The organism is Streptomyces sp. NPDC037410, from assembly GCF_055602235.1.
In genome coordinates this window covers 89478-113652 of the sequence record NZ_JBVJWR010000023.1, presented here as the reverse complement: position 1 = coordinate 113652, position 24175 = coordinate 89478, and the positions used below count along the sequence as shown (strand labels likewise).

Sequence of the window (24175 nt, the reverse complement as noted above, 5' to 3'; positions counted from 1 at the left end):
ATCTCCGTCAGGTGCCGTCGGCGCGACCGGGAAGCGGGCGGCCACACTCACGCACGCTCGCCGGCGGCTTCGTGTCAGTGGTTGCGCGGGAAGCCCAGGTCCACACCGGACGGGCCGTCGGACGGGTCCGGCCAGCGGGTGGTGACGACCTTGCCGCGGGTGTAGAAGTGCACGCCGTCGTTGCCGTAGATGTGGTGGTCGCCGAAGAGCGAGTCCTTCCAGCCACCGAAGGAGTGGTAGCCCACCGGCACCGGGATCGGCACGTTGACGCCGACCATGCCGGCCTCGACCTCCATCTGGAAGCGGCGGGCGGCGCCGCCGTCACGGGTGAAGATCGCGGTGCCGTTGCCGAACTTCGAGGAGTTGATGAGCGCGAGGCCCTCCTCGTAGCTGTCGGCGCGCAGGACGCAGAGGACCGGGCCGAAGATCTCGTCCTGGTAGGCGGCGGCCGTGGTGGGCACGTGGTCCAGGAGGGAGAGGCCGATCCAGTGGCCGTTCTCGTGGCCCTCGACGGTGTAGCCGGTGCCGTCGAGGACGACCTCGCAGCCCTCGGCCGCGGCGCCGGTGACGTAGGAGGCGACCTTGTCGCGGTGGACGGCCGTGATGAGCGGGCCCATCTCGGAGGTCGGGTCCGTGCCGGGGCCGATCTTGATCTTCTCGGCGCGCTCGCGGATCTTCTCGACGAGCTCGTCGCCGATGGCGCCGACGGCCACGACCGCGGAGATCGCCATGCAGCGCTCGCCGGCGGAGCCGTACGCCGCGGAGACGGCCGCGTCGGCGGCGGCGTCGAGGTCGGCGTCCGGGAGGACCAGCATGTGGTTCTTCGCGCCGCCGAGCGCCTGGACGCGCTTGCCGTTGGCGGAGGCGGTGGTGTGGATGTGGCGGGCGATCGGGGTCGAGCCGACGAAGGAGATCGCGGCGACGTCCGGGTGCTCCAGGAGGCGGTCCACGGAGACCTTGTCACCGTTGAGGACGTTGAAGACGCCGTCCGGGAGGCCCGCCTCGGCGAACAGCTCGGCGAGCTTGATGGCCGTCGACGGGTCCTTCTCGCTCGGCTTGAGGACGAAGGTGTTGCCGGTCGCGATGGCGATCGGGAACATCCACATCGGCACCATGGCCGGGAAGTTGAAGGGCGTGATGCCGGCGACGACACCCACCGGCTGGCGGATCGAGGCCACGTCCACGCGGTTCGCGACCTGCGTGGAGAGCTCGCCCTTGAGCTGGACGGTGATGCCGCAGGCCAGGTCGACGATCTCCAGGCCGCGGGCGACCTCGCCGAGGGCGTCGGAGTGCACCTTGCCGTGCTCGGCGACGATCAGGTCGGCGATGGCGTCGCGGTTGGCGTCGAGCAGCGCGCGGAACTTGAAGAGAATCGTGGTGCGCTGGGCGAGCGAGGAGGTGCCCCAGGTCGCGAAGGCGTCCTTCGCGGACTGGACGGCGGCGTCGACCTCCTCGACGGACGCGAGCGCGACCTGCGTGGTGACGGCGCCGGTGGCCGGGTCGGTGACCGGGCCCCAGTTGCCCGACGTGCCCTCGACGGTCTTGCCACCGATCCAGTGGTTGATGGTCTTCATGGTGTGTGGGCCTTTCTCGGCTGAAGGTGTCGCGGTCGGCGGGTGCTGTCGCCTCGACGTCACGGCGAGGGGTTCCGCTTCTCCGCTGGTGGGGGCTGTTCCCCATGAGGCCGTGGACGGCAGCGCTGCGAGTGGCAGCGGCCGGTCACGTGGCAGTCGTGCTCATCCGGGGCCTTGGCGGCCGCCGGGGCAGGTAGCGGTCTGGGCTACGAAGGCATCGCACCACGTCTGGGCAGGCGGCGGGCCGGACACTGTGTCGGTTGTTTCCCCCGCCGCCTAGACACATGTGGGAGGCGGCGGCGAACTCGGCCGCTGCGAGGCCTCCCGGCGTTCACGTATGACGACCGTTCAGGGGATTTCACCACCCCGTGAGCAGGCCGCCCGGCTGCGTCGGCTTCGTCTCGCAGCCCCGACCGGGCGCCTTTCGAGGGGTGAAGTCGGGTGCTTGAAAGGAACGTTGACCTCAGGGAGCTCTCAACGATCAGCCGCGTCGGCATCGGACGGCCGCCTGGGTCATTGACCGTCGATGTCCACGCGAACCGGTCACACGTCGGCGAACTCCACCCGGACCAGCCCCTCCCGCAGGGCGATCGCCGCGGCTCGGACGCGGCTGTCGCATCCGAGCTTGTCGAAGATGTGCACGATGTGGGTGGTGATGGTGCGGACGCTGAGCACGAGCCGGGCTGCGATCTCGGGGTTGGACAGGCCGTGGGCGATCAGGCTCAGGACGTCCAGTTCTCGCGGGGTGAGGCCGTAGGGGACGCGGCAGGGCCGTTCCGCGAGGACTACGCAGTCGGGTGAGCCGTCGATCGGCGAGGCCGAGCGGACCAGATACAGATCCCTCCAGCGGCCGGTCCGGTCCTGCCACAGCCCTCTGCGGTGGGACTCGCCCGAAAAGAGAAACTCCCGGACGAGGTCGGCCATGCGCGGTTCCGCGGCGATCGCCGCGGAGAAAGGCCGTCCCGTCAGAGGGCGCTGCGAACCAGTCGTCTCGAACGCCAGCGCGCTGCATCCCTGCGGCAGGCCGAGTGGATCCACGTGGCGCATCACGTCAGTGACGTGAGCGAGTACGGGCGACACGGCCCGGATGACCTCGCTCGTCCCCTCGTCGAACGCCTCCGGGTCGCGGGCGCTGAGGTGGAGCAGGCCGGTGTAACGGCCGTCGCGCAGGAACAGCGGTGCGGTGAGGCCGGCGCGCCAGCCGTGGGGGCCGATGTAGTCCTGGAAGTAGGAGGTCTGGGAGAAGTCGCTGCCCGGATCGTTCATCCGGCTGGGACCGCGGAGCGCGATGATCTGCCGGAAGGTCTCCGTCAGGGTGAACTCCACGGCGCCCACCTGGGGGTGCTCCCGCTGATAGCCGTCGAAGGTCAGGCTGTGATGGCGGTCCGCCACCGAGTCGTAGACGACCAGTTCGTACGCCTCGGCCGGGACGATCTCCCGGAGCGCGTCCATGACGTCGGCCCCGACCGCCGCCCCGTGGCCCTGGGCGGCGCGGAAGCCGACCTCGGCGAGTACGTCCATGCGGCGCGCGCCCAGGCGGCTCACGTCGGGCCATGAGTCCATCGGCTCTCCCCAGTGCGGTGGCTGGAGGTTAGCAGGGTGCCCTCACCCTGCCGGCGATCCGTGTCCACCCCGTGAGTCATTCGTGTCCGTGCTGTTAAGCCCCACCGAGGCGTCTCGAGTCCCTGGACCACATATACGTAAGCCGGACGATGTCGCCGCCACCTCGACGTTTCCTAATGTCCGCCCCACGTTGGTCGTCGAGAGGGGCAGAAGTGATCAAGGGGCTGCGCATCGGCCATTGGACCGATCGGGACGCGGGAACCGGGCTGACGGTGTTCGTCGTGCCGGAGCAGGCGACGGTGGCGGCGGCGCCCCGGGGACAGAATCCCGGGACACTCAATCTGGCCACCTACGACCAGTACGGCTGTTCCGACACGGCCGACGCCATCGTCCTGACCGGTGGCAGCTGTTACGGCCTGACCGCCGCGTCGTATCTGCAGAACGTACTGGCCGAACGGCAGCGTGGAGTCACGGTGCCCGGCGTGGTGTCCGCGGTGGTGTTCGACCTGGAGGTCGGGCGCATCGCCTGGCCCGAGCTTCACGCGGCACACATCGCGTACGAAGCCGCCGTCCCGGCAGGTGACGAAGAGGTGGGGACCGTCGGCGCGGGCACAGGCGTGACCGCGGGTTCCATCGACGGGCCGGGCGGATCGACGAAGGGCGGCTTCGGGCGGGCCTCGCGCCGTACCGCGCAGGGCCCGACCGTCGCCGCGTGGGCCGTGGTCAACCCGATCGGCGACGTGATCGGCGAGGACGGTCAGGTGCTTGCGGGACTGCGGCGGGACGGCGAGTTCTTCCGGGTCACCGAGGCGTTCGCGACCGACGAGCGGCCGCAGCAGGAGTGGGGCAAGGCGACCACGCTGGTCGTCGTCGCCACCGACGCCAGGCTGACCAAGCGCGAGGCGTGGCGACTGGCGCACGCCGGTCACGGCGGCGTTGCCCACGCGGTCAGCCCGTGTGCGACCGGACTGGACGGCGACACCGCGTTCGCCGTGGCCACCGGCGAGGTCGAGGTCCAGAACATGCTGGCCCTTGAGGGCGTCGCCGCCGCTGTCACCGCCGAGGCGATCCGGGACGCCGTACGGCAGGCCACCGGGCTGCACGAGGTGCCCGCGCTGCGGGAACTGGACCTGGCGGATGACGCGCATGTCTGAGATGCCCTACGCGGTCGTCCGTGCCCGTCGCGTCCACACGCTCGCCGACACCCCGTCCGAAGCCGATGCGTTCGTCGTCTCCGGCGACCGGATCCTGGCCGTCGGCGACTGGCGGGACCTGCGCGCGAAGCACCTCGTCGCCGAGCGCGTCGACCTGGGCGACGCGGTGGTGGTGCCCGGCCTGCACGACGCGCACATCCATCCCACCGCGATCGCCGACGAGTCCTTCCAGGTGGACCTGTCCGAATGCACGACCCCGGAGGGGGTCGCGGCGGCCCTGCTCGGCCGCGCGGGCGAGACGAACGCCGGCTCGTGGGTGCTGGCCACCCGCTACGACCACGGCAAGTCCACCGGCGGACGGGTGCTGGACCGCGACGACCTGGACCGCATCTGCCCCGCGCGGCCGGTCCTGGTCATGCACATCGCGGCCCACTGGGCCGTCGCCAACACCCGGGCGCTGGAACTCGCCGGGCTGACCGACGAGTCGGTACCGCCGGCCGGCGGCTCGTACGGCCGCGACGGCGCGGGACGGCTGAACGGCGTGCTGTACGAGCGGGCGATGGCGCCGTTCGCCGTGGGCGGCGCTCTGGTCCCGGAACCGGACCTCGCCGACCGGCTCACCGCACTCGCCGCGTTCCTCGGCAAGCTGAACGCGGCCGGCCTCACCTCGCTCTGCGACGCCGACGTCAACCCCCGGGGGCTGCGGCTGCTTCAGGAGGCCCGCGACCGCGGGCTGCTCACCGCGCGGGTGGGCATGCTGGTGAATCACGACTACTTCGCTTCCCAGCGCGACCTCGGCCTGCTCACCGGATTCGGCGACCCGACCCTGCGCTTCGTCGGCGTCAAGGTCTTCCTGGACGGCGCGGTGGGCGGCGGCACCTGTCTGCTGGAGCAGCCGTACGAGGACGGCGACCACGGCCAGCAGGTCCTTGGCGAGGCGGAACTGGATCGCGTCCTCGCGGATGTGCACGGCGCCGGCAGTCGTCTCGCCGTGCACGCCAACGGCGACCGGGCGATCCGGCTCCTGCTCGACGCGTTCGAGCGGCTGGAGAAGACGTCGGGCCGCCCGGTCGCGGGCCACCGGATAGAGCACTGCTCCGTGATCGACGACGACATCATCGCCCGGATGCGCGCGCTGGGTCTGATCGCGGTCCCCTTCGGCAGCTACGTGGCCTTCCACGGCGAGAAGCTGCCCGGCTACTACGGTGACCGGCTCTCGCGCATGTTCGCCCACCGCTCCCTGCTCGACGCCGGCATCCCGGTGGCCGGGTCCTCGGACTACCCGTGCGGTCCTTATGAGCCGCTGCTCGCCCTGCAGTCCTGCGTCACCAGGACGACCGCGGGCGGAGAGGTCCTGGGCGGAGAGCAGCGCATCACCGCGGCCGAGGCTCTGGGGCTCTACACCACGGGCGCGGCCCTGGCCTGCGGCGAGGAACACGACAAGGGCCGCATCGCCCCGGGCTTCCTCGCCGACTTCACCGTCCTGGCCGACGACCCGCTCCAGGTCCCCGCCGACCAGCTCTCCGCTCTGCCCGTCACGTCCACATGGCTCGGTGGCCGCCAGGTCTGGCCCCGCCCCTTCTGATCAGGAGTTCCACCATGACTCGTAGCACACAGAGGACCCGCGGCACACGATGTGCGGCGGTCGGGCTCGTCCTGGTGACGGCGGCCGCCTGTTCCGGCGGCCCGGCGGGCACCAAGTCACCCACCGGCAAGGACGTCAAGCTGATCACCGACACGCCCGCAGCCAAGGGCGAGCTCGACAAGGTGCGGTGGAACCTCGGTACGGAGCCGAGCACGCTGGACTGGATCTACGGGTACGACTACCCGCCGAACACCGTGATCGCCAACGTCTGCGAGAGCCTGCTGCGCCTCGGTTCGGACTTCTCCGTCAAGCCCAACCTCGCCGAGAAGATCGACCACCCCGACCCGAAGACGTGGGTCTACACGATCCGGCAAGGCGTGAAGTTCCATGACGGCTCCACGATGACCGCCGAGGACGTCGCGTACAGCCTGAACCGCCACCTCAACCCCGAACTCGGTTCCTACTGGGCGGGCGTCTTCGCCAACGTCGACTCGGTCAACACAAGCGGCGACCACCAGGTGACGGTCAAACTGACCAAGCCCGACGCGCTGTTCAACCAGCTCCTCGCGGCCCCGCCCGGTGTCGTCGGGAGCAAGGCGTACGTCACCAAGCAGGGGACGAAGTTCGGCACCCCGGACGGCGGCCTCGACTGCACCGGCCCGTTCAAGCTCGCCACGTGGACCAAGGGGCAGTCGATCAGCCTCACCCGGTTCGACGGCTACTGGGACACCGCTCACGCGGCCAAGACCAAGACCCTCGACTTCGCCTTCCTCGCCGACCCCTCGACCGCGGTCAACGCGATGGTGTCCGGCGAGATCGACGGCGCCTACGACATCGGCGCCACCGCCCTGCCCAAGCTGCTCGCCTCGCAGCAGGGCACGGTCCACTACGGCCCGACGACCTCCTCACTCAGCCTGGTCGTCGCCGACCTCAAGGGCGCGCTTGCCGATCAGCGCATCCGCAAGGCGCTCTCCCTCGCGATCGACAGGAAGGCGCTGCTGAAGACCGCGTACGCCGGGCACGGGGAGCCGTCGAAGGCGATCGTGTCCGACTTCACCTGGGGGCAGGAGCCGGCCAAGGCCGTCTACAAGAAGGCCTACGACGCGCTGCCCTCGGTGGACCAGGACCTCGCGCAGGCCAAGAAGCTGGTCCAGGAGGTCGGCGCCCCGTCCCGCCCGATCGTCATCGCGGCCAACAGCGCGGACCCGATCAACGCAGTGATCTGCACCGAGGTCCAGGCCGCGGGCAAGCGCGCCGGCCTCGACGTGACGATCAAGACCGTCGCGCCGGACGCCTACAGTTCGCTGTTCAGCGACCCCAAGGCACGCGAGGGCATCGACCTGTTCCCCACCAGCTGGTACGACGACATCGCCGACCCGCTGAACGTGTACACGAACTGGCAGAGCGATGCCTTCGCCAACTACGGCGGCTACAAGAACGACGCGTACGACAAGCTGATCGCGCAGGGCGTCGGCGAGGACGATGCGGCCAAGCGTGCCGCGATCACCGTCAAGGCCGAGAAGATCGTGAGCGAGGAACTGCTCTGGATCCCGCTGCTGCAGACCCCTAACTCCCTCTTCCTCAGCAAGCGTGTCACCGGCGTGCCCGCCACCAACGCCTACCTGTACTCCCCGTGGGGCGCTCAGATCGGATCGACTCAGTGACGAGATTCCTCCTGGCCAGGTTGGGTGGGCTCGCGCTCACCCTTCTGGTCACGTCCTTCCTTGTGTTCTGCATGGTCCACCTGGCACCGGGAGACCCGGCGACGTTCCTGACCAAGGGCCGCTCGGTCTCCCCGGAGGCCATGGACGCCATCCGCGCCCAGTACCACCTGAACGACCCGTTCTTCGAGCAGTACGTCCACTGGCTCGGCGGCGTCCTGCAAGGCGACTTCGGCCGCTCGGTGCAGCACCGGCAGGAGGTGTCCTCCCTGCTCGCCGCCCGGCTGCCCGGGACGTTCTACCTCGTCGCCTACACCCTGCTGCTCAGTGTGACCGCCGGCGCCCTGCTCGGCCTCGCCGGCGCCCTGCGCGGAGGCGTGGTCGACACGATCCTGATGGTGGTCACCACCGTGGCCACCGCGCTGCCGGCCTTCGTCGCCGGCATCGTCCTGATCGGCCTGTTCTCCGTGACGCTCGGCTGGTTCCCGGTGTTCGGTGACGGCAACGGCTTCTGGGACCGGATCTGGCACCTCACCCTGCCCGCCGTCGCGCTGGGCATGTCCTACGTGGGCCTGCTGTCCAGGATCACCCGGTCCAGCGTCCTCGAGGAGGTCCGGCGCGAGCACGTCGAGGTCGCCCGCTCGCGCGGCCTGGCCGAGAACCGGGTGGTTCGCCGGCACGTACTGCGCAACGCGCTGCCGCCCGTGATCGCCATGACCGGCCTGCTGGCCGCCGGCCTCGTCGTCCTCACCTCGGTCATCGAGGTCGTCTTCGGCCTGTCCGGAATCGGTTCGCTGCTCATCCAGTCGGTGACGACCAAGGACTTCCCCGTCGTGCAGGCGGTCTGCCTGCTGGTCGTGCTCGTTTTCGTGGTCACCAACACGCTGGTCGACGTGATCGGGTCGGCGCTCGACCCGCGGGTCCGGCTCGGCGGCACGGGGAGGAAGGCATGAGCACCATCGCTCTTACTCGCCGAGCGCTGCTCGGACGGCTGCGGGCCACGGGCTTCGGCCCGGTGTTCTGGACGGCGGTCGTCGTCCTGGGCCTGCTGGTCCTCGTCGCTCTCCTCGCCCCCTGGATCGCGCCGCACGACCCCGCCTACGCCGATCTCACCGTGTCGATGGCGCCGCCGTCGGCCGAGCACCTGCTCGGCACCGACTACTCCGGCCGGGACACCCTGTCCCGGCTGATCCACGGCACCAGGCCCAGCCTGCTCGCCCCGTTCGTCGTGGTCATCATGTCCACGGCCCTCGGCGTGGTCCTCGGTCTGGTCTCGGCCTGGAAGGGCGGACTGGCCGACTCGGGCATCACACGCCTCCTCGACCTGGTCTTCGCCTTCCCCGCGCTGCTCATCTCGATCGTCGTGGTGGCCATGGTCGGCCCCGGCCTGACCGCCCCGGTGATCGCGATGGGCATCGCCTACACCCCGTACATCGCCCGACTGGTCCGCGCCGCCGCCCTGGCCGAGCAGGCCAAGCCGTACGTCGCCGCCTACCGCGTCCAGGGCTTCGCCGGCCGGACGATCTCGCTGCGGCACGTCCTGCCGAACATCTCGGGCGTCATCTTCGCCCAGTCCACGCTGAACTTCGGCTACGCGCTCATCGACCTCGCCACCCTGTCGTACCTGGGATTCGGCGTGCAGCCGCCGGGCGCCGACTGGGGCAACGAGATCAACCAGGCGCAGCAGGCCATCCTGCTCGGCGCGCCCATGTCGGCGCTCGTGCCCGGTCTCGCCGTGGTACTGGCCGTGGTGGCGTTCAACATCGTCGGCGAGGGCATCGCCGACCGGGTCACCCGCAGGGAGCGGTAGATGACACTCCTCAGCATCCAGGACCTGACGGTCGCCCTGCCGCCCGGACGGGCCGCCCGGCCCATCCTCGACCGGGTGTCGATCACGGTCGAGGACGGCGAGACAGTCGGCCTGGTCGGCGAATCCGGGTCGGGCAAGTCGGTGACGAGCCGCGCCGCGCTCGGACTGTTCCCCTCCGGCGCAACCACCACCGGCACGATCAAGGTCGCGGACCAGACCGTGTTCGACTCCACGGTCGGGTACAGCATGGACAAGGCGTCACTGCGGCGGATGCGCGGCGGAACGGCGGCGATGATCTTCCAGGACCCGCGCTCGTCGATCAACCCGCTGTACCGCGTCGGTGACTTCCTGACCGAGGCGATGCGCACCAACGGCGCTCTGACCCGTCAGGAAGCCGACTCACGGGCCGCCGAACTCCTTGAGGCGGTGGGCATCACCGATCCGGGTGGTGCTCTGCGGCGGTGGCCGCACGAGTTCTCCGGCGGCATGCTGCAGCGCGTCGTGATCGCGGCCGCGCTGGCCGCGGACCCGCGCCTGCTGCTCGCCGACGAGCCGACCACCGCCCTGGACGTGTCCACGCAGGCCGAGGTCATCGCGATCCTCACCCGGTTGCGCCGCGAGCGGGGCATGGGCATGCTCTTCGTCACCCACGACCTGGACCTCGCCGGTGCGATCTGCGACCGGGTCTACGTCCTGTACGCGGGCCAGGTGATGGAGTCCCAGCCGACCCAGCATCTCTTCACCGCTCCGCGCCATCCGTACACCGCGGCCCTGCTCGGCTCCCGCCCCCACCTGGACGGCCCCGCCGTCCGCCTCGACGCGATCCGCGGCCGCCCTCTCGGCCTCGATCAGTCCGTGTCCGGCTGTCCCTTCGCACCCCGCTGCGAACGGGTCGTTCCCGAGTGCGAGCAGGACCGCGTTCCCCTGACCACGCACGACACCGCCGAAACGGCGTGCCTGCGCCCCCTGGAGGTCTCCCGGTGACCCTGCTCGAAGTGGAGGACCTGCGCAAGGACTTCGGCCCCGTGCGCGCGGTGAACGACGTCTCCTTCCGGCTGGAGGAGGGCAAGTCGCTCGGCATCGTCGGCGAATCGGGGTCGGGCAAGACCACGATCGCCCGCATGCTGGTGGACCTGGAGACCCCGGACGCGGGGAAGGTGCTGGTCGACGGCAGGCGCCGGCGGAGTGAACGGCTGGAGAGGGCCCGCGAGATCCAGATGGTCTTCCAGGACCCGTACCTCTCGCTCGACCCGCGTATCACGGTGCACGACTGCCTGGCCGAGGTGCTTCGCCTTCACCTCCGGCCCGGCCGGGCCGAGATGGAGCGGCGCATCGCCGAACTGCTCGACCAGGTCGGCCTCGGGCCCCGGGAGGCCGGCTGTCTTCCCCGGCAGCTGTCCGGCGGCCAGCGCCAGCGCGTGGCCATCGCCCGCGCCCTGGCATGCGAGCCGCGCGTCCTGATCCTGGACGAGGCCGTCGCCGCGCTCGACGTGTCCGTCCAGGCGCAGATCCTCAACCTGTTGTGCGACATCCGCCGTGACACCGGCATCGGCTACCTGTTCATCAGCCACGACCTGGCCGTCGTCCGGTACGTCACCGACGACGTCCTCGTCCTGCACCGCGGCACCGCCGTCGAGACCGGCTTCACCGAAAGCGTCCTGACGGCGCCGCGCCACCCCTACACGCGGCTGCTCCGCGAGTCGATCCCCAGGCCGGGCTGGGACCCGACGGCGATCGCCCGGGCCCGCCGACGGCTGGCAGAGCGACGCTAGGTCACGGCACAGGGCCCGGTCTGCGTTCGCCGACCGGGCCCTCGGGGTGACTCCGCATTAGGGTCCGTCCTGTGAGTGAACACATGAATCCGCCCTTCGGTACCTTCGCATCCGCCTTCGCCGCACTGGACGTCCTCGACCAGCTCGTCGAGCCCGTCGCACAGGCCCTGAAGAGCTGGGACGCGCGGGACGCCGCCGAGTCGGTGCTGTACGTGGACACCGATCCTGACAAGGCGGACACTGCATTGTTCTGCGAGGCCTACGACGTGCCGCCAGAGCTCTCGGCGAACTGCGTGGTGGTCGCGGCCAAGCGCGGCGGGAACGTCACTCTCGCCGCCTGCCTGGCACTGGCCGGCACCCGCGTGGACGTCAACAAGGCCGTCCGCCGGCATCTGGAGGCCCGCAAGGTGTCCTTCGCGCCCATGGACACGGCCGTCAGTGAGACGGGCATGGAGTACGGAGGGATCACGCCGCTCGGGCTTCCCACCACGTGGCCGCTGCTGATCGACGAGGCCGTCGTCTCGGCGCCGCACGTGCTGGTAGGCAGCGGGCGCCGCCGCGGCAAGCTCATCCTCCCCGGCTGGGCGATGGCCCGGATTCCGGGCGCGGAGGTTGTCGCGGGCCTGGCCGGCTGAGGACGCACGGGGCGCCCCGCTACAGCCAGAACCCCTCGCGGACGGCCGTGGCCGCGTCCCGCCCCTTCTCCAGGTGCGACTGTCGAGGTTATACGTATGACCTCGACATTCACCGGCCCACCCGTAGGCACCGTTGAACGAAATAAGCAAAAGAGTTACGGTTATGTCAGCGTGCTCCTGTAGCGCGTACACATCGAAGAAAGGGTGATCCCATGAGCGACACCATCGCGACCAACACCACCGACCAGGTCGAGGCCCAGCCCTGGACGAAGGCGTTCGCCGCCAAGGACGCCGAGGCCTTCGCGGCGGCCTTCGCCGAGGACGTGGTCCTCGAAGCGTCCGCGCTGCGCCGCCCGGTCGAGGGCCGGGAGAACGTCAAGGCGGTGATGGGTGCGGCCAGCGGCATCTACGAGCACCTCGTCTTCACGCACCAGATCAGCGAGGGCTCCCGCAGCTGCATCGAGTGGGAGGCGAAGGCGTTCGGCGGCAAGGAGCTGCGCGGTTCCACCATCCTGACCGTCGACGACGAGGGCAGGATCGCCCGGGCCGTCATCCAGCACCGCCCCCTGGACAATCTGCTGGCCTTCTCCAATGAGCTCGGCAACCGGGCCGGAGACACCGTCGGCCACGAGCACTTCTACCGCGCCTGATCCACGGCCGGTCTTCTCACCCCTCTCCACGCCCAGGGGCGACCCACGCATCGGCCGCCCCATAAGGAGGCGATCGCGTCATGCAGATCGAAGGAGCGGTGGCCCTGGTCACCGGCGCCAACCGCGGCCTGGGAGAGCAGTTCGCCAGACTGCTCCTGGAGCGCGGCGCCGCCAAGGTCTACGCCGCCGCCCGCGATCCCGAGTCCGTCGGCATGTGCGGGGTCGTACCGGTCCGGCTCGACATCACCGACCGCGACCAGGTCCGCGCGGCGACCGAGGCCGCCCCTGACGTGACCCTGCTGATCAACAACGCCGGATTGAGCACCGGCTCGGACGTACTCGCGAGCGATGTCGACCACTGGCGGCTGGAGTTCGACACGCACGTCCTCGGCACGCTCCGGATGAGCCGCGCCTTCGCGCCCGTCCTCGCCACGAACGGCGGCGGGGCGATGCTCAACGTGCTGTCCGTCCTCTCCTGGCTCGCCGTTCCCCGGACCGCGGCCTATACCGCCGCCAAGTCCGCGCAGTGGTCCCTCACCAACTCCCTGCGCGTCGCCCTCGCAGAACAGGAAACACAGGTCACCGGCCTGCATGTCGGCCTCATGGACACACGCATCGCCGCCGGCTCGACCGGCCCGAAGGCCGACCCGGCCAAGGTCGCCGCCCTCGCTCTGGACGGCGTCGAGGCGGGCGCCCACGAGGTGCTCGCCGATGACATGAGCCGCGAGGTCAGGGCCGCCCTGTCCGGGGACCTCGTCAGCCTCTACCCGCAGTTGGTCGCGCACGCCTGACGGCCGCGCGCGACCGCCGTACCACCATCGCAGTTCGAAAGGAGGTGGCCGCCATGGCCACACCCACCCCCCTCTCCTACGACACCTTCGTCTCGGAGGGTGCCCCGCGCGCCGGCGACCAGCGCATGCCGAACGGCGACCCCATCGTCTCCTCCCCCATCACCTCCACGCTCGTCTACGGCGAGCACGACGCCCTGCTCGTCGACCCGCCGTTCACCCATGACCGGATCCGGCAGGTCGGCGACTGGGTGGAGCGGTCCGGCAGGCGCCTCGCGTACATCTACGCCACGCATGGACACGGTGACCACTGGTTCGGCACGGGAGAACTCGTCGAGCGTTTCCCGGGCGCCGTCGCCTGCGCGACCGAGGGCACGATCCGGATGATGCACGAGCAGGCCACAACGGGCCGCGAGCAGATGTGGGACAAGGTCTTCCCCGGACAGATCCCCGCGACACCAGTTCTCGCCCGGCCCGTCCCCGCAGAGGGCCTCCTCCTCGAAGGCAACGTTGTCACCTCCTACGAGGCCGGGCACACGGACACCGACGACACCACCTTCCTCCACGTGCCGTCGATCGGCCTCGTCGTCGCCGGAGACGTCGCCTACAACGACGTCCACCCCTACATCCTGGAAAGCGGGAACGGCGGGCTGACCGCGTGGTTGGACGCCCTCGACCGCATCGACGCGCTCGCACCGCGCACCGTCGTCGCCGGCCACAAGAACAGGGACCGGGCCGACGACCCGGCCGTCGTGGAGGAGACCCGCGCGTATCTGCGCGACGCCCAGCTGCTCCTCGCCGAGAAGCCCACCGCCCGGGAGTTCTTCGACCGAATGATGAGCCTCCATGGCGACCGGCTCAATCCCGGGCCCCTCTGGTACGGCGCGGTCGGCTTGCTCGGCGCCTGACCGCCCACACACGTCCGCACCATGTCAGGCACCGTGACCGCGCCTGCACCATGCGTACGCTGTGAAAAGATGAGAAGGCCCGTCAACCGTCCAGGAGGTGTCAACCCCATGCCGTGGCCGGCGACCACACGCTACGACCTGGAGGCGGCGCCAGGCAGCCTGGGCCTGGTCCAGGACCTCCTCAACACCATCTCGGCCGGCTCACCACGCCGCCCCGACCTCCTGGACGACCTCGAATCCGCCCAGAAGTGGGTGGCCGAGGCCACCGGCCAATGGTCGGCCGGCGTCGGCCAGACCGTCCCCGAGATCACCCTCGACGCCGACAGCCTTGCGGATCTGCGAGCGTTCCGCGACGAGGTGCACACACTCGTCGCCCGAGGATCGAGCACGAGCCAGGACGAGGAAGGGAGCGGGGGCGCCGTACCGGTCCTGCACACCGCCACAGCCGCCCTCCAGCTCGGCGAGGACGGGATCGTACGCCTGGAGCCGCGCGGCACCGGATGGCGCCGCCTGGCCGCGCTGGTCGTCGCCGCCGCCTTCGAAGGCCAGCGAGCGGACACCCGCCGCCGCCTGAAGACCTGCCGCAACCCCCGCTGCAAGGCGGCCTTCTACGACCGCTCCCGCAACAACAGCGGCGTCTGGCATGACGTCAAGACCTGCGGCAACACGGCCAACCTGCGCGCCTACCGCGCCCGGCAGCGCGCCACCGAACGCGCCTAGCGCCCTCCACGAGCCTCTGGAACGCACCTCCGTCGAGGTCGCCGCCGAGGCCGACCAGCCCTTTGGCGTGAGCCACGCAGACCGTGCCTGCGAACGGGCGGAGCTCACCCCTCTACCGTCTCTGACTGCTCTCTGCACCGACGGACGTCGCCGCACATTGACGCCGCTCGGCGGCTCCGGCACGCCGGCTCGCACCGCCACCGCCGCGTCGGCTTCGCTCTCGACCCTCCGGAACGCGGGAGTTCAATCCGGCCACCGCCACACCTTCCCAGAAACAGGCTAACAACTTACGCTTCTTTCATTGGTGTGAGACCTGCGAACCCTGGAGCGTTTCCCATGACCCTGCGCGAACACGTCGACATCCCCGCTGAGGGGGCTGTGACGCTACGAGGCACGCTGTACCTCCCCGAAACCCCGGGCCCCCACCCCGCCATCACCATGGCCCACGGCTACGGCGGCACGACGAAGCACGGCATCGAGCCCTTCGCGGAGGTCTTCGCGGAGGAGGGGTTCGCCGTCCTGGCCCACGACCACCGCGGTTTCGGTGCCAGTGACGGCGAGCCGCGTCAGGACATCGACCCGTGGCGGCAGATCGCGGACTGGCGGCGGGCCATCTCGTATCTGGAGGGCCGTGACGAGGTGGACTCGGGGCGGATCGGCCTGTGGGGCACGAGTTACGCGGGCGGGCACGCCATCGTGCTGGGCGCCACCGACCGGCGGCTGAAGGCCGTGGTCGCACAGGTGCCGACCATCAGCGGGTACGAGCAGGGGCTGCGCCGTATCCCGCCGGAGGCGACGGCCGCACTGGAGGAAGCATTCGACGAGGACGAGCGCGGTCTCCTCAGGGGCGAGGCCCCTCGTCACCAGGCCCTGGTCAGCGACGATCCCGGCGTGCCCGCGGCCTACCGCACGCGCGACGCCATCGACTTCTACCTCCAGCCGCTTCCCGACGGGCTGTGGCGGAACGAGGTCACGGTCCGCTCCACCCGCGCCGCCCGGATGTACGAGCCCGGCGCCTGGATCGCCCGCGTCTCGCCCACCCCGCTGCTGATGGTGGTCGCGACCGGAGACACCGTCACGGTCACCGACCTGGCCCTCGCCGCGTACGAGAAGGCCCTCCAGCCCAAGCGGCTCGAACTGATCCCGGGCGGCCATTTCGACCCGTACGTGGCGCAGTTCGACGCCGCGTCCGGTGCGGCGGTGGCCTGGTTCCGCGATCACCTGACGAAGGCGGGCTGAGGCCGCCATGCCGCACCTGACCTTCACCCTGCCCACGCGGGGCGACGAGGCTTCCGTCGCCGAGATCGTCCTCGCCAACCCGCCGCAGAACCGCCTCACCGCACAGCTCGTCGACGAGCTCGGCGAAGCGGTCACGGAGATCGGCCGCAGCCAGGCCCGTGCCGTCCTCGTGCGCGCCGAGGGCCCGGACTTCAGCTTCGGCGGGGACTTCACCGCCTGGAACGACATGACGGCGCGCGAACTGCGCACGACGTTCGAGCACTACCTCGACGTCTTCAACCGCTTCGAGCGACTGCCCGTACCCGTCGTCGCCGCCGTCCAGGGGCTCTGCTTCGGCAGCGGCTTCGAACTCGCCCTGCGCGCGGACCTGATCCTCGCCGGGGAGGGAGCCCGGTTCGGGCATCCCGAGCAGACCCTGGGCATCACCACGCTCCTGGGCGGCATCCACCGCGTCGCCGAACGCGCCGGCCGGGCCCGCGCCTTCGCATGGGCACTCACCTCCGAGCAGGTACCCGCCCAGGTCATGGCCGACGCAGGTGTCATCAACCGCGTCGTCCCCGACACCGGACTCCTCCCCGAGGCCGAGGCCCTCGCCCGCCGCGCGGCCAACGGGCCGACCCTGGCACACGCCGCACACAAGGCACTGCTGCGCGGCTGGGCCACCGGCGGGATCGCCGCCGCCGACCGCGATCTCTTCGACCTGTCCGTGCCGCTGTTCGCCACGCGGGACGTCCGCTCCGGCCTGGAGTCTGCCGCCGCCGCGCTGCGGGCGGGCAGGCCCCGCCCCGCCCTCGACTTCCAGGGATGCTGATTGCCCCGCCGGGGCCGACCACCGCCGGGAGGCACACGATGACCCACCACCCCGCCCGCAAGAGAATCCACCTCGTACTTCTGCACGGGTTCCTCGACGACCGCCATGTCTGGGACCGCCTCGTCACCGAACTCCAGGCGGAAGGTACGGACATCTCGTACGTTCAACTCGACCTCCCCGGCTGCGGCGACCGCCGCGACGAGGCCGGCGTCTTCACCCTGGAGTACCTGGTCGACGACATCGACGCCGCCGTGGCCTCGCTCGACGGTCCCTTCGTCCTGGTCGGCCAGAGCATGGCGGCGCCAATCGCCGAACTCGTCGCCGCCCGGCACACCGCCCAGGCCCTGGGGCTTGTGCTTCTCACGCCCATCCCGTTGGCCGGTACGCATCTCCCCTACGAGGCGATCGAGCCCTTTCGTGCCCTCGGCGGCAACCCTCACGCGCAGCGCGCCGCCCGCCGTCAGCTGTCCGCCGACCTCTCAGACGCCGACCTCGACCGCCTCTCGGCCACCGGTGCCGAGGTACGGCCCGAGGCCGTCCGCGCGATGGCCGACTGCTGGAACACCGGCCACCCGGACGGCGCTCGGCCCAGCCGGTACACGGGGCCCGTCCTGATCCTCCGCGGGGCCGAGGACCCCTTCGTCGCCGAGGAACTGGTCGCAGGGGCCGTCACCCCGAGGTTCATGGCGGCCGAGTGCCTCGCGATCGCCGGCGCCGGTCACTGGGCCCACCTCGAACAGCCCAGGGCCGTGGCCGAACACGTCAGCGCCTTCCTCGCCCGGGTCGGCGGACCGGCAGACGGCTCCCTCGGGAGGGACGGTCAGGCGTCGAAGGAGGTGTGTACGCGGCTGCCGTCGACGTAGGTGAGGTGGACGCGCGTGTCGCCGATGGCCTCCGCCGGGCCGAGGAACGGGTCCCGGTCCAGGACGACGAGGTCGGCACGGTTGCCGGGGCGGAGGCTGCCGGTGTCGTCAAGGTGGTTCACGTGGGCGCTGCCGGCGGTGTAGGCGGCGAGCGCGGTGGCCAGGTCCAGGGCCTGTTCGGGCAGGAACGGCTTGGCTTCGACGCCAGGCAGGGTGCGGTTGACGGCCACGTGGATTCCGGCGATCGGGTCCGGGGTGCTGACCGGCCAGTCACTGCCGGCGGCCAGGGTGACTCCCGCGCGGAGTAGGTCGCCGAAGGGGTACTGCCAGGCGGCACGTTCCGATCCGAGGAAGGGGATGGTCAGGTCGTCCATCTGGGGTTCGTGCGCCGCCCACAGCGGCTGCATGTTGGCGGTGGCGCCGAGCGCGCGGAAGCGGCCGATGTCGTCGGGGTGGACGACCTGGATGTGGGCGAGGTGGTGGCGGGTGTCGCGCCACCGGTTGGCGGCGCGGGCGGCCTCGACGGCGTCGAGCGCCTCACGGACGGCGCGGTCGCCCAAGGCGTGGAAGTGCACCTGGAAGTCCAGCGCGTCCAGTGCGGTGACGTGTCCGCGCAGTGCTTCGGGGTCGACGAAGCTGAGGCCGCTGTTGCCCGTCGCGCAGCCGCATCCGTCGAAGTAGGGCGCGGTCATGGCCGCGGTGTGGTTCTCGGCGACCCCGTCCTGCATGATCTTGACGGTGGAGCAGCGCAGACGGCCGTGGGTGAACAGTTCCCGCTTGTCGAGGAGGCCGGGAATCTGTTCCTCGCCCTGGGCGCGCTCCCACCACAGAGCGCCGATCACGGTGGCGGTCAGCGACCCGTCGCGGGCGGCGGCCAGGTAGGCGTCGGAGCAGTCCGGGTAGCCGTCGGTCCCGCACACCATGGCGTCCTGCCAGGCGGTGACGCCGAGGCTGTGCAGCAGTTCCTGGGCGCGCAGCAGACCGGCCAGCCGCTGCGCGGCGGTCTGTTCGGGAAGGTGCCGGCCCACCAGGGCCGTCGCCCCCTCCTGGAGCATCCCGGTGGGGGTGTTGTCGGCGGCGCGCTCGATCCGGCCGTCGGCAGGATCGGGGGTGTCCGCCGTGATGCCGGCGATCTCCAGGGCACGGCTGTTGGCCCAGGCCCCGTGGTGGTCGCGGTTGAACAGGAGCGCGGGACGGTCGGCGACCACCGCGTCGAGCAGCTCGCGGGTCGGATTGCCGCCGGTGAAGCTCTCCATGGACCAGCCGCCCCCGCTGATCCACTCCCGCTCCGGGTGAGCGTCGGCGTAGGCGGCGATACGGCGCAGGTACTCGGCCGGGTCGGTGGTGCCGGTCAGGTCGCATTCCCCGAGTTCGACCCCGCCCATCACAGCGTGGACATGCGCGTCCTGGAATCCTGGGAGGAGCGGGCGTCCACGCAGGCCGACGACCTCGGTACGCGGCCCGACCAGGTCGAGGACCTCGTCGTGGCCTACGGCCGTGATGCGTCCGCCACGCACGGCAAGCGAGGTCGCGCGGCTGCGGGCCGGGTCCATGGTGAGCACGGGGCCACCGGTGAACAGCAGGTCAGCGGGCTGAGAGGGCATTCCGACTTCCTGTCGTGATGAGGAAACGGGGACGGAGGGGGACAGCGGCGGTCGGCAGCCCGGCAGCCCGGCAGCAAGCGAACCCGGCCTTCTCGGCCGGCGCATCGGGACCGAGTCCGAGAGGTGAACACGACCGCGCGAGGGTCCGGTGCCGCCTGCCCCAGGGCAGAGAGGCGGGGCTGGCAGCACCGGCGGGGAGACCCACCCGGGGGACCGAGCCAGGTGGGTTCCCGGCTCAGTGCCCGTCCGACTCCTTGAGCCAGTCGGGCGTGCGGAACGTACCGCCGTACATGGGCAGTTCGATGGTCGATCCGTAGCGGGCGAGCTGGCTCCAGGGGCGGTTGATGCCCGCGGAGCCGTACTGGCGGACGCGTGTGACGGCGTCGAGGTCGAGGACGTCGACGAGGACCTCCTCGCCGCTCCCGGCCTGCTGGCGGACCATGCCCTCGGGGTCGACGATGGCGCTCGCGCCGACGCCGGCCGGATCGGAGCCGTTGACGTTGACCACGTACACCTGGTTCGTCCAGGCGTTGGCCCGGGCGCAGACGAGTTCCATCTCACGGTCGCGGGTGGTGGTGAGGGTCGGCTGGATGACGACCTCAGCGCCGAGCCAGGCGAGCTGGCGCATGGTCTCCGGGAAGGAGCCGTCGTAGCAGATGGCCAGGCCCACGCGGCCGACCTGGGGTATGTCGAAGACCGTGAAACGGTTCCCCGGCGCGGCCTGTTCGTACGGCTGCCAGGGGAAGACCTTCCGGTAGCTGGCGGCGATGTCGCCCTCGGGCGAGATCGCGAGTGCGGTGTTGTAGATCGTGCCGTCGGCCGTGCGCTCGAAGACCGTGCCCGGTACGAGCCACAGCCCGGTCTCCCTCGCCAGGCCGGCGAGGCGGTCGGTGAGCGGTCCGGGAATGGTGACCGCGGCCTTCTCCATCCAGTTCTCGGGGTGTTCGCCGAGCAGCGGTCCCTCCGCGGCAAGGAACAGTTCGGGTACGACGACGAGTTGCACGTGGGGGAAGAGTTCTCGGACGGTCCTCACCTGGTGGGCGAACCGGGACCAGGTGGCTTCCAGGTCGTACGGGACGGGGGCGGTCTGGACGGCGGCGATGGCCAGGGTACGCATCGGCGGTATCAGCTTTCGTTCCGGGCGGATTCGGTGGTGGTCGGCGGGGCGACGGAGTCTTTGCCCTCGCGGAAGAAGCGGGGGAAGTTGGCGCGGATCAGCAGGACGACCGGTATCCCGAGGGCAACGGCGCCGATGCCGAGGAGAAAGACGCCGCCGATGCCCTGGAAGGAGGTGCTCCCGTAGTCGGGGGCGATCGTGTCGTAGGCGCTGCGGGCGAGCGCGGCGACCATCATCAGGCCGCCGAGTGCCGGCAGTACGCCCTTGAACAGCAGGTCGCGCGGGGAGTCGCGCAGGCGGCGGCGGAAGTGCCAGACGCAGGCGAAGGCGGTGGCGCCGTAGTAGCAGGCGATGAGCAGGCCGATGGAGAGGATGGCGTCGCCCAGGAAGCGCGTCGAGGCCGTCTTGAGGACCACCAGGGTCACGGCGGTGGCGACGCCGAAGAAGACGGTGCCGACGGTGGGTGTCTGAAAGCGGGGGTGGATGCGCGCGAACGTCTTCGGCAGGGCCCCGTGGGTGGTCATCGACAGAAAGCCGCGGCCACTGCCGACCAGGCAGGTGAGCATCGCGGACAGGGCACTGACACAGACGGCGAGCTGGACGACGGTCGCCAGCGCGTTCCCGAGCAGCGGCGGGGCGAGAGCCGTCAGGAAATCCGTGGCGTTGTCGGGGTTGCCGAGACCGATCCCGGTGGTACCGGTTCCGGCGTAGCCGACCGCGGCGAATGCGGTGAACAGGTAGGTGACAAGGAGGACGAAGGTGGAGATCAGCACGGCGCGACCAGGGACGCGGTCTGCGTCACTGCTCTCCTCGTTCACGGTGATGAGCGCGTCCCAGCCCCAGTAGATGAAGAGGCACAGCAGCACCGCCTCGGCGAACGGCCCGGCACCGTCGAAGGCGAAGGGATCGAGCCACGACAGCGACGGCGTGGCGGCGCCGGGCCCGGTGAGGGCCGCGAAGCCGATCCCGAACAGCGCCACGAGCTGCAGTCCGAGTAGCGCGTACTGGATGCCGGTGGCGATCTGCAGCCCCCGGCGGGCCAGTACGGTGGCGCAGGCGAGCAGGACGAGACCCGTGACGGTCACAGCGGCGTCGTTGTCGGCCAGCCCGTCGAGGCCGAGGACCGAGAGCAGGTAGGTGGCGCTGACCTGGGCGAGCGCGGTCATCGCGAAGAGCGAGGCCATCGTGGGCACCCAGCTCCCGACCAGCCACCCCGCCCACGGGCCGAAGGCCCGGGTGTTCCAGACAAAGGTGGTGCCGCAGTCGGGCATGTCCCGGTTGAGCTCGCGGAAGGCGAACGCCGTGAACAGGATCGGCACGAAGCCGATCAGCAGCGCGGCCGGCGCGAGGTGCCCCACGGTCATCGTGACCAGACCGAGCGTGACGGCGATGGAGTAGGCCGGGGCGGTGGAGGAGAGCCCGAGGGCGACGACCCCCAGCAGGCCTACGCTGCCCCGCCGAAGCCCCTTGTCGACGGGACTGCGGGATGCGCCGGCTCTCGGTCCGGCACTGGTGTCATTCGAGTCGAGCGCCACGGCGGAGGCTCCTCACATGAGACGCATTGTTAAAACGAGATTTAAGAACTGGCCATCTTCCTAGTCAAGACCTGGGGTTCTGTAGTTAAATACAAATACGGAGCGCGACTGAATCACTGCGCGGACGCAGCAGGGCTCCGGCGCCACTCCTGCTCCCGGCGGGCGGAGGACGCGATGCGACCGGACCACGATCGAAGGGCGAGGCATGACGGCAGGGAAGCGGGGCAAGGCGGCCCGTCGGGCGGAGTTGAACTCGGCCGTACAGCGAGCGCTGCTCGCGCGCGGCCTGGAGGGGCTGCGCCTGCGCGACGTCGCCGACGAGGCCGGGGTGACACCCGCCGCCGTGCTCTACTACGGCGACCTCGACGCACTCGTCTACGAGACCTACCAGCAGGCGATCGATCGCTACAGCCAGGAACGGGAACGCGCCGCCGAACAGTTCACCGACGCCCGGGACCAACTGCGCGCCTGCATCGACTGCGGCCCGGCCACCGGCCCGGACGATGCGCTGACCCGACTGCTGTACGAGTACTGGCCCCGCTGCCTGCGCGACGCCAAGGCGGCCGCCCTCGACAGCGCGCTGACCGAACGCCAGATCTCCGTCTACCAGGCCGTCCTGGTGTTGGGGCAGGCCCAGGGCCACTTCACCCTGACCGACCCTCCCCGGCTCCTCGCGGCCAACTTCGTCGCCATGGAGGACGGCTACCAGATGGAAATCCTGGCCGGCCGCCGCACCCGCACCGAAGTGATCACCGCCCTGCGCTCCTATGCCCGCGCCGTGACGGGACACGACCTGGGCTGACACACAGGCCAGTCGGCCAGTTGAGCGTGGCGACCCCCAGATCATCCGGCGAACGGTGGACCGGAAGGCGCGGGATCCATGGGGCCAAGCCCGGGACAGCAGTCCGATGCTGATCGCCGGAGGCTTGCTGTGCGCAGGGCCCGAGCCGGTCCAGGGGGGTGCGGTGATTTCCGTACCCCGCATTCACTCGCCGCAGCGACGTCCAAGCAGGGAGGTGCTCCGGCGCTCGGTAGACGTCGGGCCGCGGCATGTCCGTACCAGTCAGGAGGACGAGCTTGTTCTCCCTCGCGCGCCGACTACTTCGACCACACTCCCAGACCACCGCCTGGAGCTGTACACAGCCGACAAGAAGCTCGATGCCTCGCGCCACACCACGTCCTCCAGCGGGCCGGCCAGGATCTCCCGATATCCGCAGGACGGAGATCGTAGAGGCCCTTGGCCAACCCGGAGCCGATCCACGTTCCTGACACGGCGCGTGACTGCCTTCGCAGCCCGGGAGAGCCCCGCCAGGGGCAACAAAATCGGCGTCACGCCGAAAGCGCTAGAAACACGTAAAGCCGCCGGTCAGCCCGCCTTCTGTGGCGATCTGTACAGGTCAGCGCCTTGAAGGCGAGGACTTCAAGAAGATCTACCCACTGAGCTCTTTCGGAGTGGCCACTAATCGGATGGCGGGGATGGTCCGCAACGTGCGAGGCTCCCGTGCCGTTGAGAGAGGCGTTCGACGTCTCAACTCATCAGTACAGGAGCCTCGTTAGCACCCTAGCCTGCCGAACTCGACCTGATGACTTCTCCCAGAAGCATCACCGCCACGGGGTGAACGTGCAGGTCGTAGCCGATCCCGCAGGAAAGCTGCTGTGGGTCTCTCACCCGCGCTGCCCGGCCGCACTCACGACCTGACTGCAGCCCGTACCCACCGCATCATCCGGATCTGCCAACGCCAGGGCGTTCCCGTCCTCGCCGCCCGCGCCTACAGCGAAGCCGCCCCCGGGTGACCACCCCGCACAAACGCCCGCCCCTCGGGGAACTCGCCCTCACCCAGCGGACGGTCAACCGAGCCCTGTCGGCAGCGCGGGCGCCTGTCGAACGAGGTATCGCGCGACCGAGGTCCTGGCGGACCTTCCGCCGGGCCCGGCGCAGCCCGAGCCGCCTCACGTCAATCGCCGCCCGCGCATTCCCGTCATCTCCTCCCCTTCCGCCTTGGCGTCAACGGCCACGTCCCCCCAGGCGTAGTCCATCAGCTGTCGTGCAGGCCGCGTTGGTGTCACCGATGCGGAGTCACCCGTGCGGGTGAAGGGCGCTGATCTGGTCGAGCCATGGGCGCTGCTCACCGTAGCGTCGTGGTTGATCTTGGCGGCCTTGCTCGATCTGCTGAGGAGCGCTCGAC

General features: G+C 70.4%; 21 protein-coding genes and 1 pseudogene. 17 read left to right on the top strand and 5 right to left on the bottom strand.

The genetic code is table 11. The features are described 5' to 3' along the window. Window positions 1-74 precede the first annotated feature (74 nt). Both mmsA and ACZ7HT_RS30770 read right to left on the bottom strand, forming a co-directional pair. Window positions 75-1574: a CoA-acylating methylmalonate-semialdehyde dehydrogenase gene (gene mmsA, locus ACZ7HT_RS30775; protein WP_471171839.1), complete on the bottom strand. Its 1500-nt coding sequence runs from the start codon at window positions 1572-1574 to the stop codon at window positions 75-77. Window positions 1575-2117: 543 nt separating this feature from the next. Then, window positions 2118-3137 carry a helix-turn-helix transcriptional regulator gene (locus ACZ7HT_RS30770; protein ID WP_471171838.1) on the bottom strand — a complete coding sequence of 340 codons (1020 nt, stop codon included), beginning with the start codon at window positions 3135-3137 and terminating at the stop codon, window positions 2118-2120. 212 nt (window positions 3138-3349) lie between these two features. Here ACZ7HT_RS30770 and ACZ7HT_RS30765 point away from each other — a divergent pair, with 212 nt between their 5' ends. From ACZ7HT_RS30765 to ACZ7HT_RS30695, 15 genes are all read left to right on the top strand, one after another. Beyond that, window positions 3350-4291 (top strand): P1 family peptidase, encoded by a 942-nt coding sequence (locus tag ACZ7HT_RS30765; protein WP_471171837.1) that lies wholly within the window; start codon window positions 3350-3352, stop codon window positions 4289-4291. Then, window positions 4284-5876 (top strand): amidohydrolase, encoded by a 1593-nt coding sequence (locus tag ACZ7HT_RS30760; RefSeq protein ID WP_471171836.1) that lies wholly within the window; start codon window positions 4284-4286, stop codon window positions 5874-5876. The genes ACZ7HT_RS30765 and ACZ7HT_RS30760 overlap by 8 nt, the downstream gene beginning before the upstream one ends. Before the next feature lie 14 nt (window positions 5877-5890). Then, the gene (locus ACZ7HT_RS30755) at window positions 5891-7540 is read left to right on the top strand and encodes an ABC transporter substrate-binding protein (RefSeq protein WP_471171834.1); all 1650 of its coding nucleotides are present in this window, start codon (window positions 5891-5893) and stop codon (window positions 7538-7540) included. Next, window positions 7537-8490, top strand: coding sequence for an ABC transporter permease (locus ACZ7HT_RS30750; protein WP_471171832.1), 954 nt, complete (start codon window positions 7537-7539; stop codon window positions 8488-8490). The genes ACZ7HT_RS30755 and ACZ7HT_RS30750 overlap by 4 nt, the downstream gene beginning before the upstream one ends. Beyond that, on the top strand, window positions 8487-9347 hold the full coding sequence (locus tag ACZ7HT_RS30745) for an ABC transporter permease (protein WP_471171831.1): 861 nt from the start codon (window positions 8487-8489) through the stop codon (window positions 9345-9347). The genes ACZ7HT_RS30750 and ACZ7HT_RS30745 overlap by 4 nt, the downstream gene beginning before the upstream one ends. Then, complete coding sequence (locus ACZ7HT_RS30740) at window positions 9348-10331, top strand: ABC transporter ATP-binding protein (RefSeq protein ID WP_471171829.1); 984 nt, start codon at window positions 9348-9350, stop codon at window positions 10329-10331. Beyond that, the gene (locus tag ACZ7HT_RS30735; RefSeq protein WP_471171827.1) at window positions 10328-11119 is read left to right on the top strand and encodes an ABC transporter ATP-binding protein; all 792 of its coding nucleotides are present in this window, start codon (window positions 10328-10330) and stop codon (window positions 11117-11119) included. The genes ACZ7HT_RS30740 and ACZ7HT_RS30735 overlap by 4 nt, the downstream gene beginning before the upstream one ends. A gap of 83 nt (window positions 11120-11202) precedes the next feature. Beyond that, on the top strand, window positions 11203-11754 hold the full coding sequence (locus tag ACZ7HT_RS30730; RefSeq protein ID WP_471171850.1) for a YbaK/EbsC family protein: 552 nt from the start codon (window positions 11203-11205) through the stop codon (window positions 11752-11754). A 212-nt stretch (window positions 11755-11966) separates the two neighbouring features. After that, window positions 11967-12404, top strand: a complete 438-nt coding sequence (locus ACZ7HT_RS30725) for a nuclear transport factor 2 family protein (protein WP_471171826.1) — start codon at window positions 11967-11969, stop codon at window positions 12402-12404. Window positions 12405-12484: 80 nt separating this feature from the next. Further along, complete coding sequence (locus tag ACZ7HT_RS30720) at window positions 12485-13195, top strand: SDR family oxidoreductase (protein ID WP_471171825.1); 711 nt, start codon at window positions 12485-12487, stop codon at window positions 13193-13195. A 53-nt stretch (window positions 13196-13248) separates the two neighbouring features. After that, window positions 13249-14100 carry an MBL fold metallo-hydrolase gene (locus ACZ7HT_RS30715; protein WP_471171824.1) on the top strand — a complete coding sequence of 284 codons (852 nt, stop codon included), beginning with the start codon at window positions 13249-13251 and terminating at the stop codon, window positions 14098-14100. Between the two features lie 108 nt (window positions 14101-14208). Next, window positions 14209-14820: a CGNR zinc finger domain-containing protein gene (locus ACZ7HT_RS30710; protein ID WP_471171823.1), complete on the top strand. Its 612-nt coding sequence runs from the start codon at window positions 14209-14211 to the stop codon at window positions 14818-14820. A gap of 336 nt (window positions 14821-15156) precedes the next feature. Next, on the top strand, window positions 15157-16059 hold the full coding sequence (locus tag ACZ7HT_RS30705; RefSeq protein WP_471171822.1) for an alpha/beta hydrolase: 903 nt from the start codon (window positions 15157-15159) through the stop codon (window positions 16057-16059). 7 nt (window positions 16060-16066) lie between these two features. Next, the gene (locus ACZ7HT_RS30700; protein WP_471171820.1) at window positions 16067-16870 is read left to right on the top strand and encodes an enoyl-CoA hydratase/isomerase family protein; all 804 of its coding nucleotides are present in this window, start codon (window positions 16067-16069) and stop codon (window positions 16868-16870) included. 38 nt (window positions 16871-16908) lie between these two features. Beyond that, a complete protein-coding gene (locus ACZ7HT_RS30695) occupies window positions 16909-17733 on the top strand; it encodes an alpha/beta fold hydrolase (RefSeq protein ID WP_471171819.1) in 825 nt (274 codons plus the stop codon). Here the strand turns inward: ACZ7HT_RS30695 and ACZ7HT_RS30690 are convergent. From ACZ7HT_RS30690 to ACZ7HT_RS30680, 3 genes are all read right to left on the bottom strand, one after another. Beyond that, entirely contained in the window at window positions 17691-19337 is a 1647-nt protein-coding gene (locus ACZ7HT_RS30690; RefSeq protein ID WP_471171818.1) for an amidohydrolase, read from the bottom strand. The genes ACZ7HT_RS30695 and ACZ7HT_RS30690 overlap by 43 nt on opposite strands. Window positions 19338-19572: 235 nt before the next feature. Continuing rightward, window positions 19573-20454, bottom strand: coding sequence for a carbon-nitrogen hydrolase family protein (locus ACZ7HT_RS30685; protein WP_471171816.1), 882 nt, complete (start codon window positions 20452-20454; stop codon window positions 19573-19575). 8 nt (window positions 20455-20462) lie between these two features. Then, the gene (locus ACZ7HT_RS30680) at window positions 20463-21989 is read right to left on the bottom strand and encodes an APC family permease (protein WP_471171815.1); all 1527 of its coding nucleotides are present in this window, start codon (window positions 21987-21989) and stop codon (window positions 20463-20465) included. A 205-nt stretch (window positions 21990-22194) separates the two neighbouring features. Here ACZ7HT_RS30680 and ACZ7HT_RS30675 point away from each other — a divergent pair, with 205 nt between their 5' ends. Together ACZ7HT_RS30675 and ACZ7HT_RS30670 are read left to right on the top strand one after the other, a co-directional pair. Then, complete coding sequence (locus tag ACZ7HT_RS30675; RefSeq protein WP_471171814.1) at window positions 22195-22791, top strand: TetR/AcrR family transcriptional regulator; 597 nt, start codon at window positions 22195-22197, stop codon at window positions 22789-22791. 783 nt (window positions 22792-23574) lie between these two features. Beyond that, a pseudogene (locus ACZ7HT_RS30670) lies at window positions 23575-23950 on the top strand (transposase family protein); the annotation flags it as partial. Between the last annotated feature and the right edge of the window lie 225 nt (window positions 23951-24175).

Excerpts from the sequence above, each read along its gene's own strand:
- mmsA (WP_471171839.1), bottom strand. The coding sequence starts at position 1,574 with ATGAAGACCATCAACCACTGGATCGGTGGCAAGACCGTCGAGGGCACG.
- ACZ7HT_RS30770 (WP_471171838.1), bottom strand. The coding sequence starts at position 3,137 with ATGGACTCATGGCCCGACGTGAGCCGCCTGGGCGCGCGCCGCATGGAC.
- ACZ7HT_RS30760 (WP_471171836.1), top strand. The coding sequence starts at position 4,284 with ATGTCTGAGATGCCCTACGCGGTCGTCCGTGCCCGTCGCGTCCACACG.
- ACZ7HT_RS30755 (WP_471171834.1), top strand. The coding sequence starts at position 5,891 with ATGACTCGTAGCACACAGAGGACCCGCGGCACACGATGTGCGGCGGTC.
- ACZ7HT_RS30745 (WP_471171831.1), top strand. The coding sequence starts at position 8,487 with ATGAGCACCATCGCTCTTACTCGCCGAGCGCTGCTCGGACGGCTGCGG.
- ACZ7HT_RS30740 (WP_471171829.1), top strand. The coding sequence starts at position 9,348 with ATGACACTCCTCAGCATCCAGGACCTGACGGTCGCCCTGCCGCCCGGA.
- ACZ7HT_RS30730 (WP_471171850.1), top strand. The coding sequence starts at position 11,203 with ATGAATCCGCCCTTCGGTACCTTCGCATCCGCCTTCGCCGCACTGGAC.
- ACZ7HT_RS30725 (WP_471171826.1), top strand. The coding sequence starts at position 11,967 with ATGAGCGACACCATCGCGACCAACACCACCGACCAGGTCGAGGCCCAG.
- ACZ7HT_RS30720 (WP_471171825.1), top strand. The coding sequence starts at position 12,485 with ATGCAGATCGAAGGAGCGGTGGCCCTGGTCACCGGCGCCAACCGCGGC.
- ACZ7HT_RS30715 (WP_471171824.1), top strand. The coding sequence starts at position 13,249 with ATGGCCACACCCACCCCCCTCTCCTACGACACCTTCGTCTCGGAGGGT.
- ACZ7HT_RS30710 (WP_471171823.1), top strand. The coding sequence starts at position 14,209 with ATGCCGTGGCCGGCGACCACACGCTACGACCTGGAGGCGGCGCCAGGC.
- ACZ7HT_RS30705 (WP_471171822.1), top strand. The coding sequence starts at position 15,157 with ATGACCCTGCGCGAACACGTCGACATCCCCGCTGAGGGGGCTGTGACG.
- ACZ7HT_RS30700 (WP_471171820.1), top strand. The coding sequence starts at position 16,067 with ATGCCGCACCTGACCTTCACCCTGCCCACGCGGGGCGACGAGGCTTCC.
- ACZ7HT_RS30695 (WP_471171819.1), top strand. The coding sequence starts at position 16,909 with ATGACCCACCACCCCGCCCGCAAGAGAATCCACCTCGTACTTCTGCAC.
- ACZ7HT_RS30690 (WP_471171818.1), bottom strand. The coding sequence starts at position 19,337 with ATGCCCTCTCAGCCCGCTGACCTGCTGTTCACCGGTGGCCCCGTGCTC.
- ACZ7HT_RS30685 (WP_471171816.1), bottom strand. The coding sequence starts at position 20,454 with ATGCGTACCCTGGCCATCGCCGCCGTCCAGACCGCCCCCGTCCCGTAC.
- ACZ7HT_RS30675 (WP_471171814.1), top strand. The coding sequence starts at position 22,195 with ATGACGGCAGGGAAGCGGGGCAAGGCGGCCCGTCGGGCGGAGTTGAAC.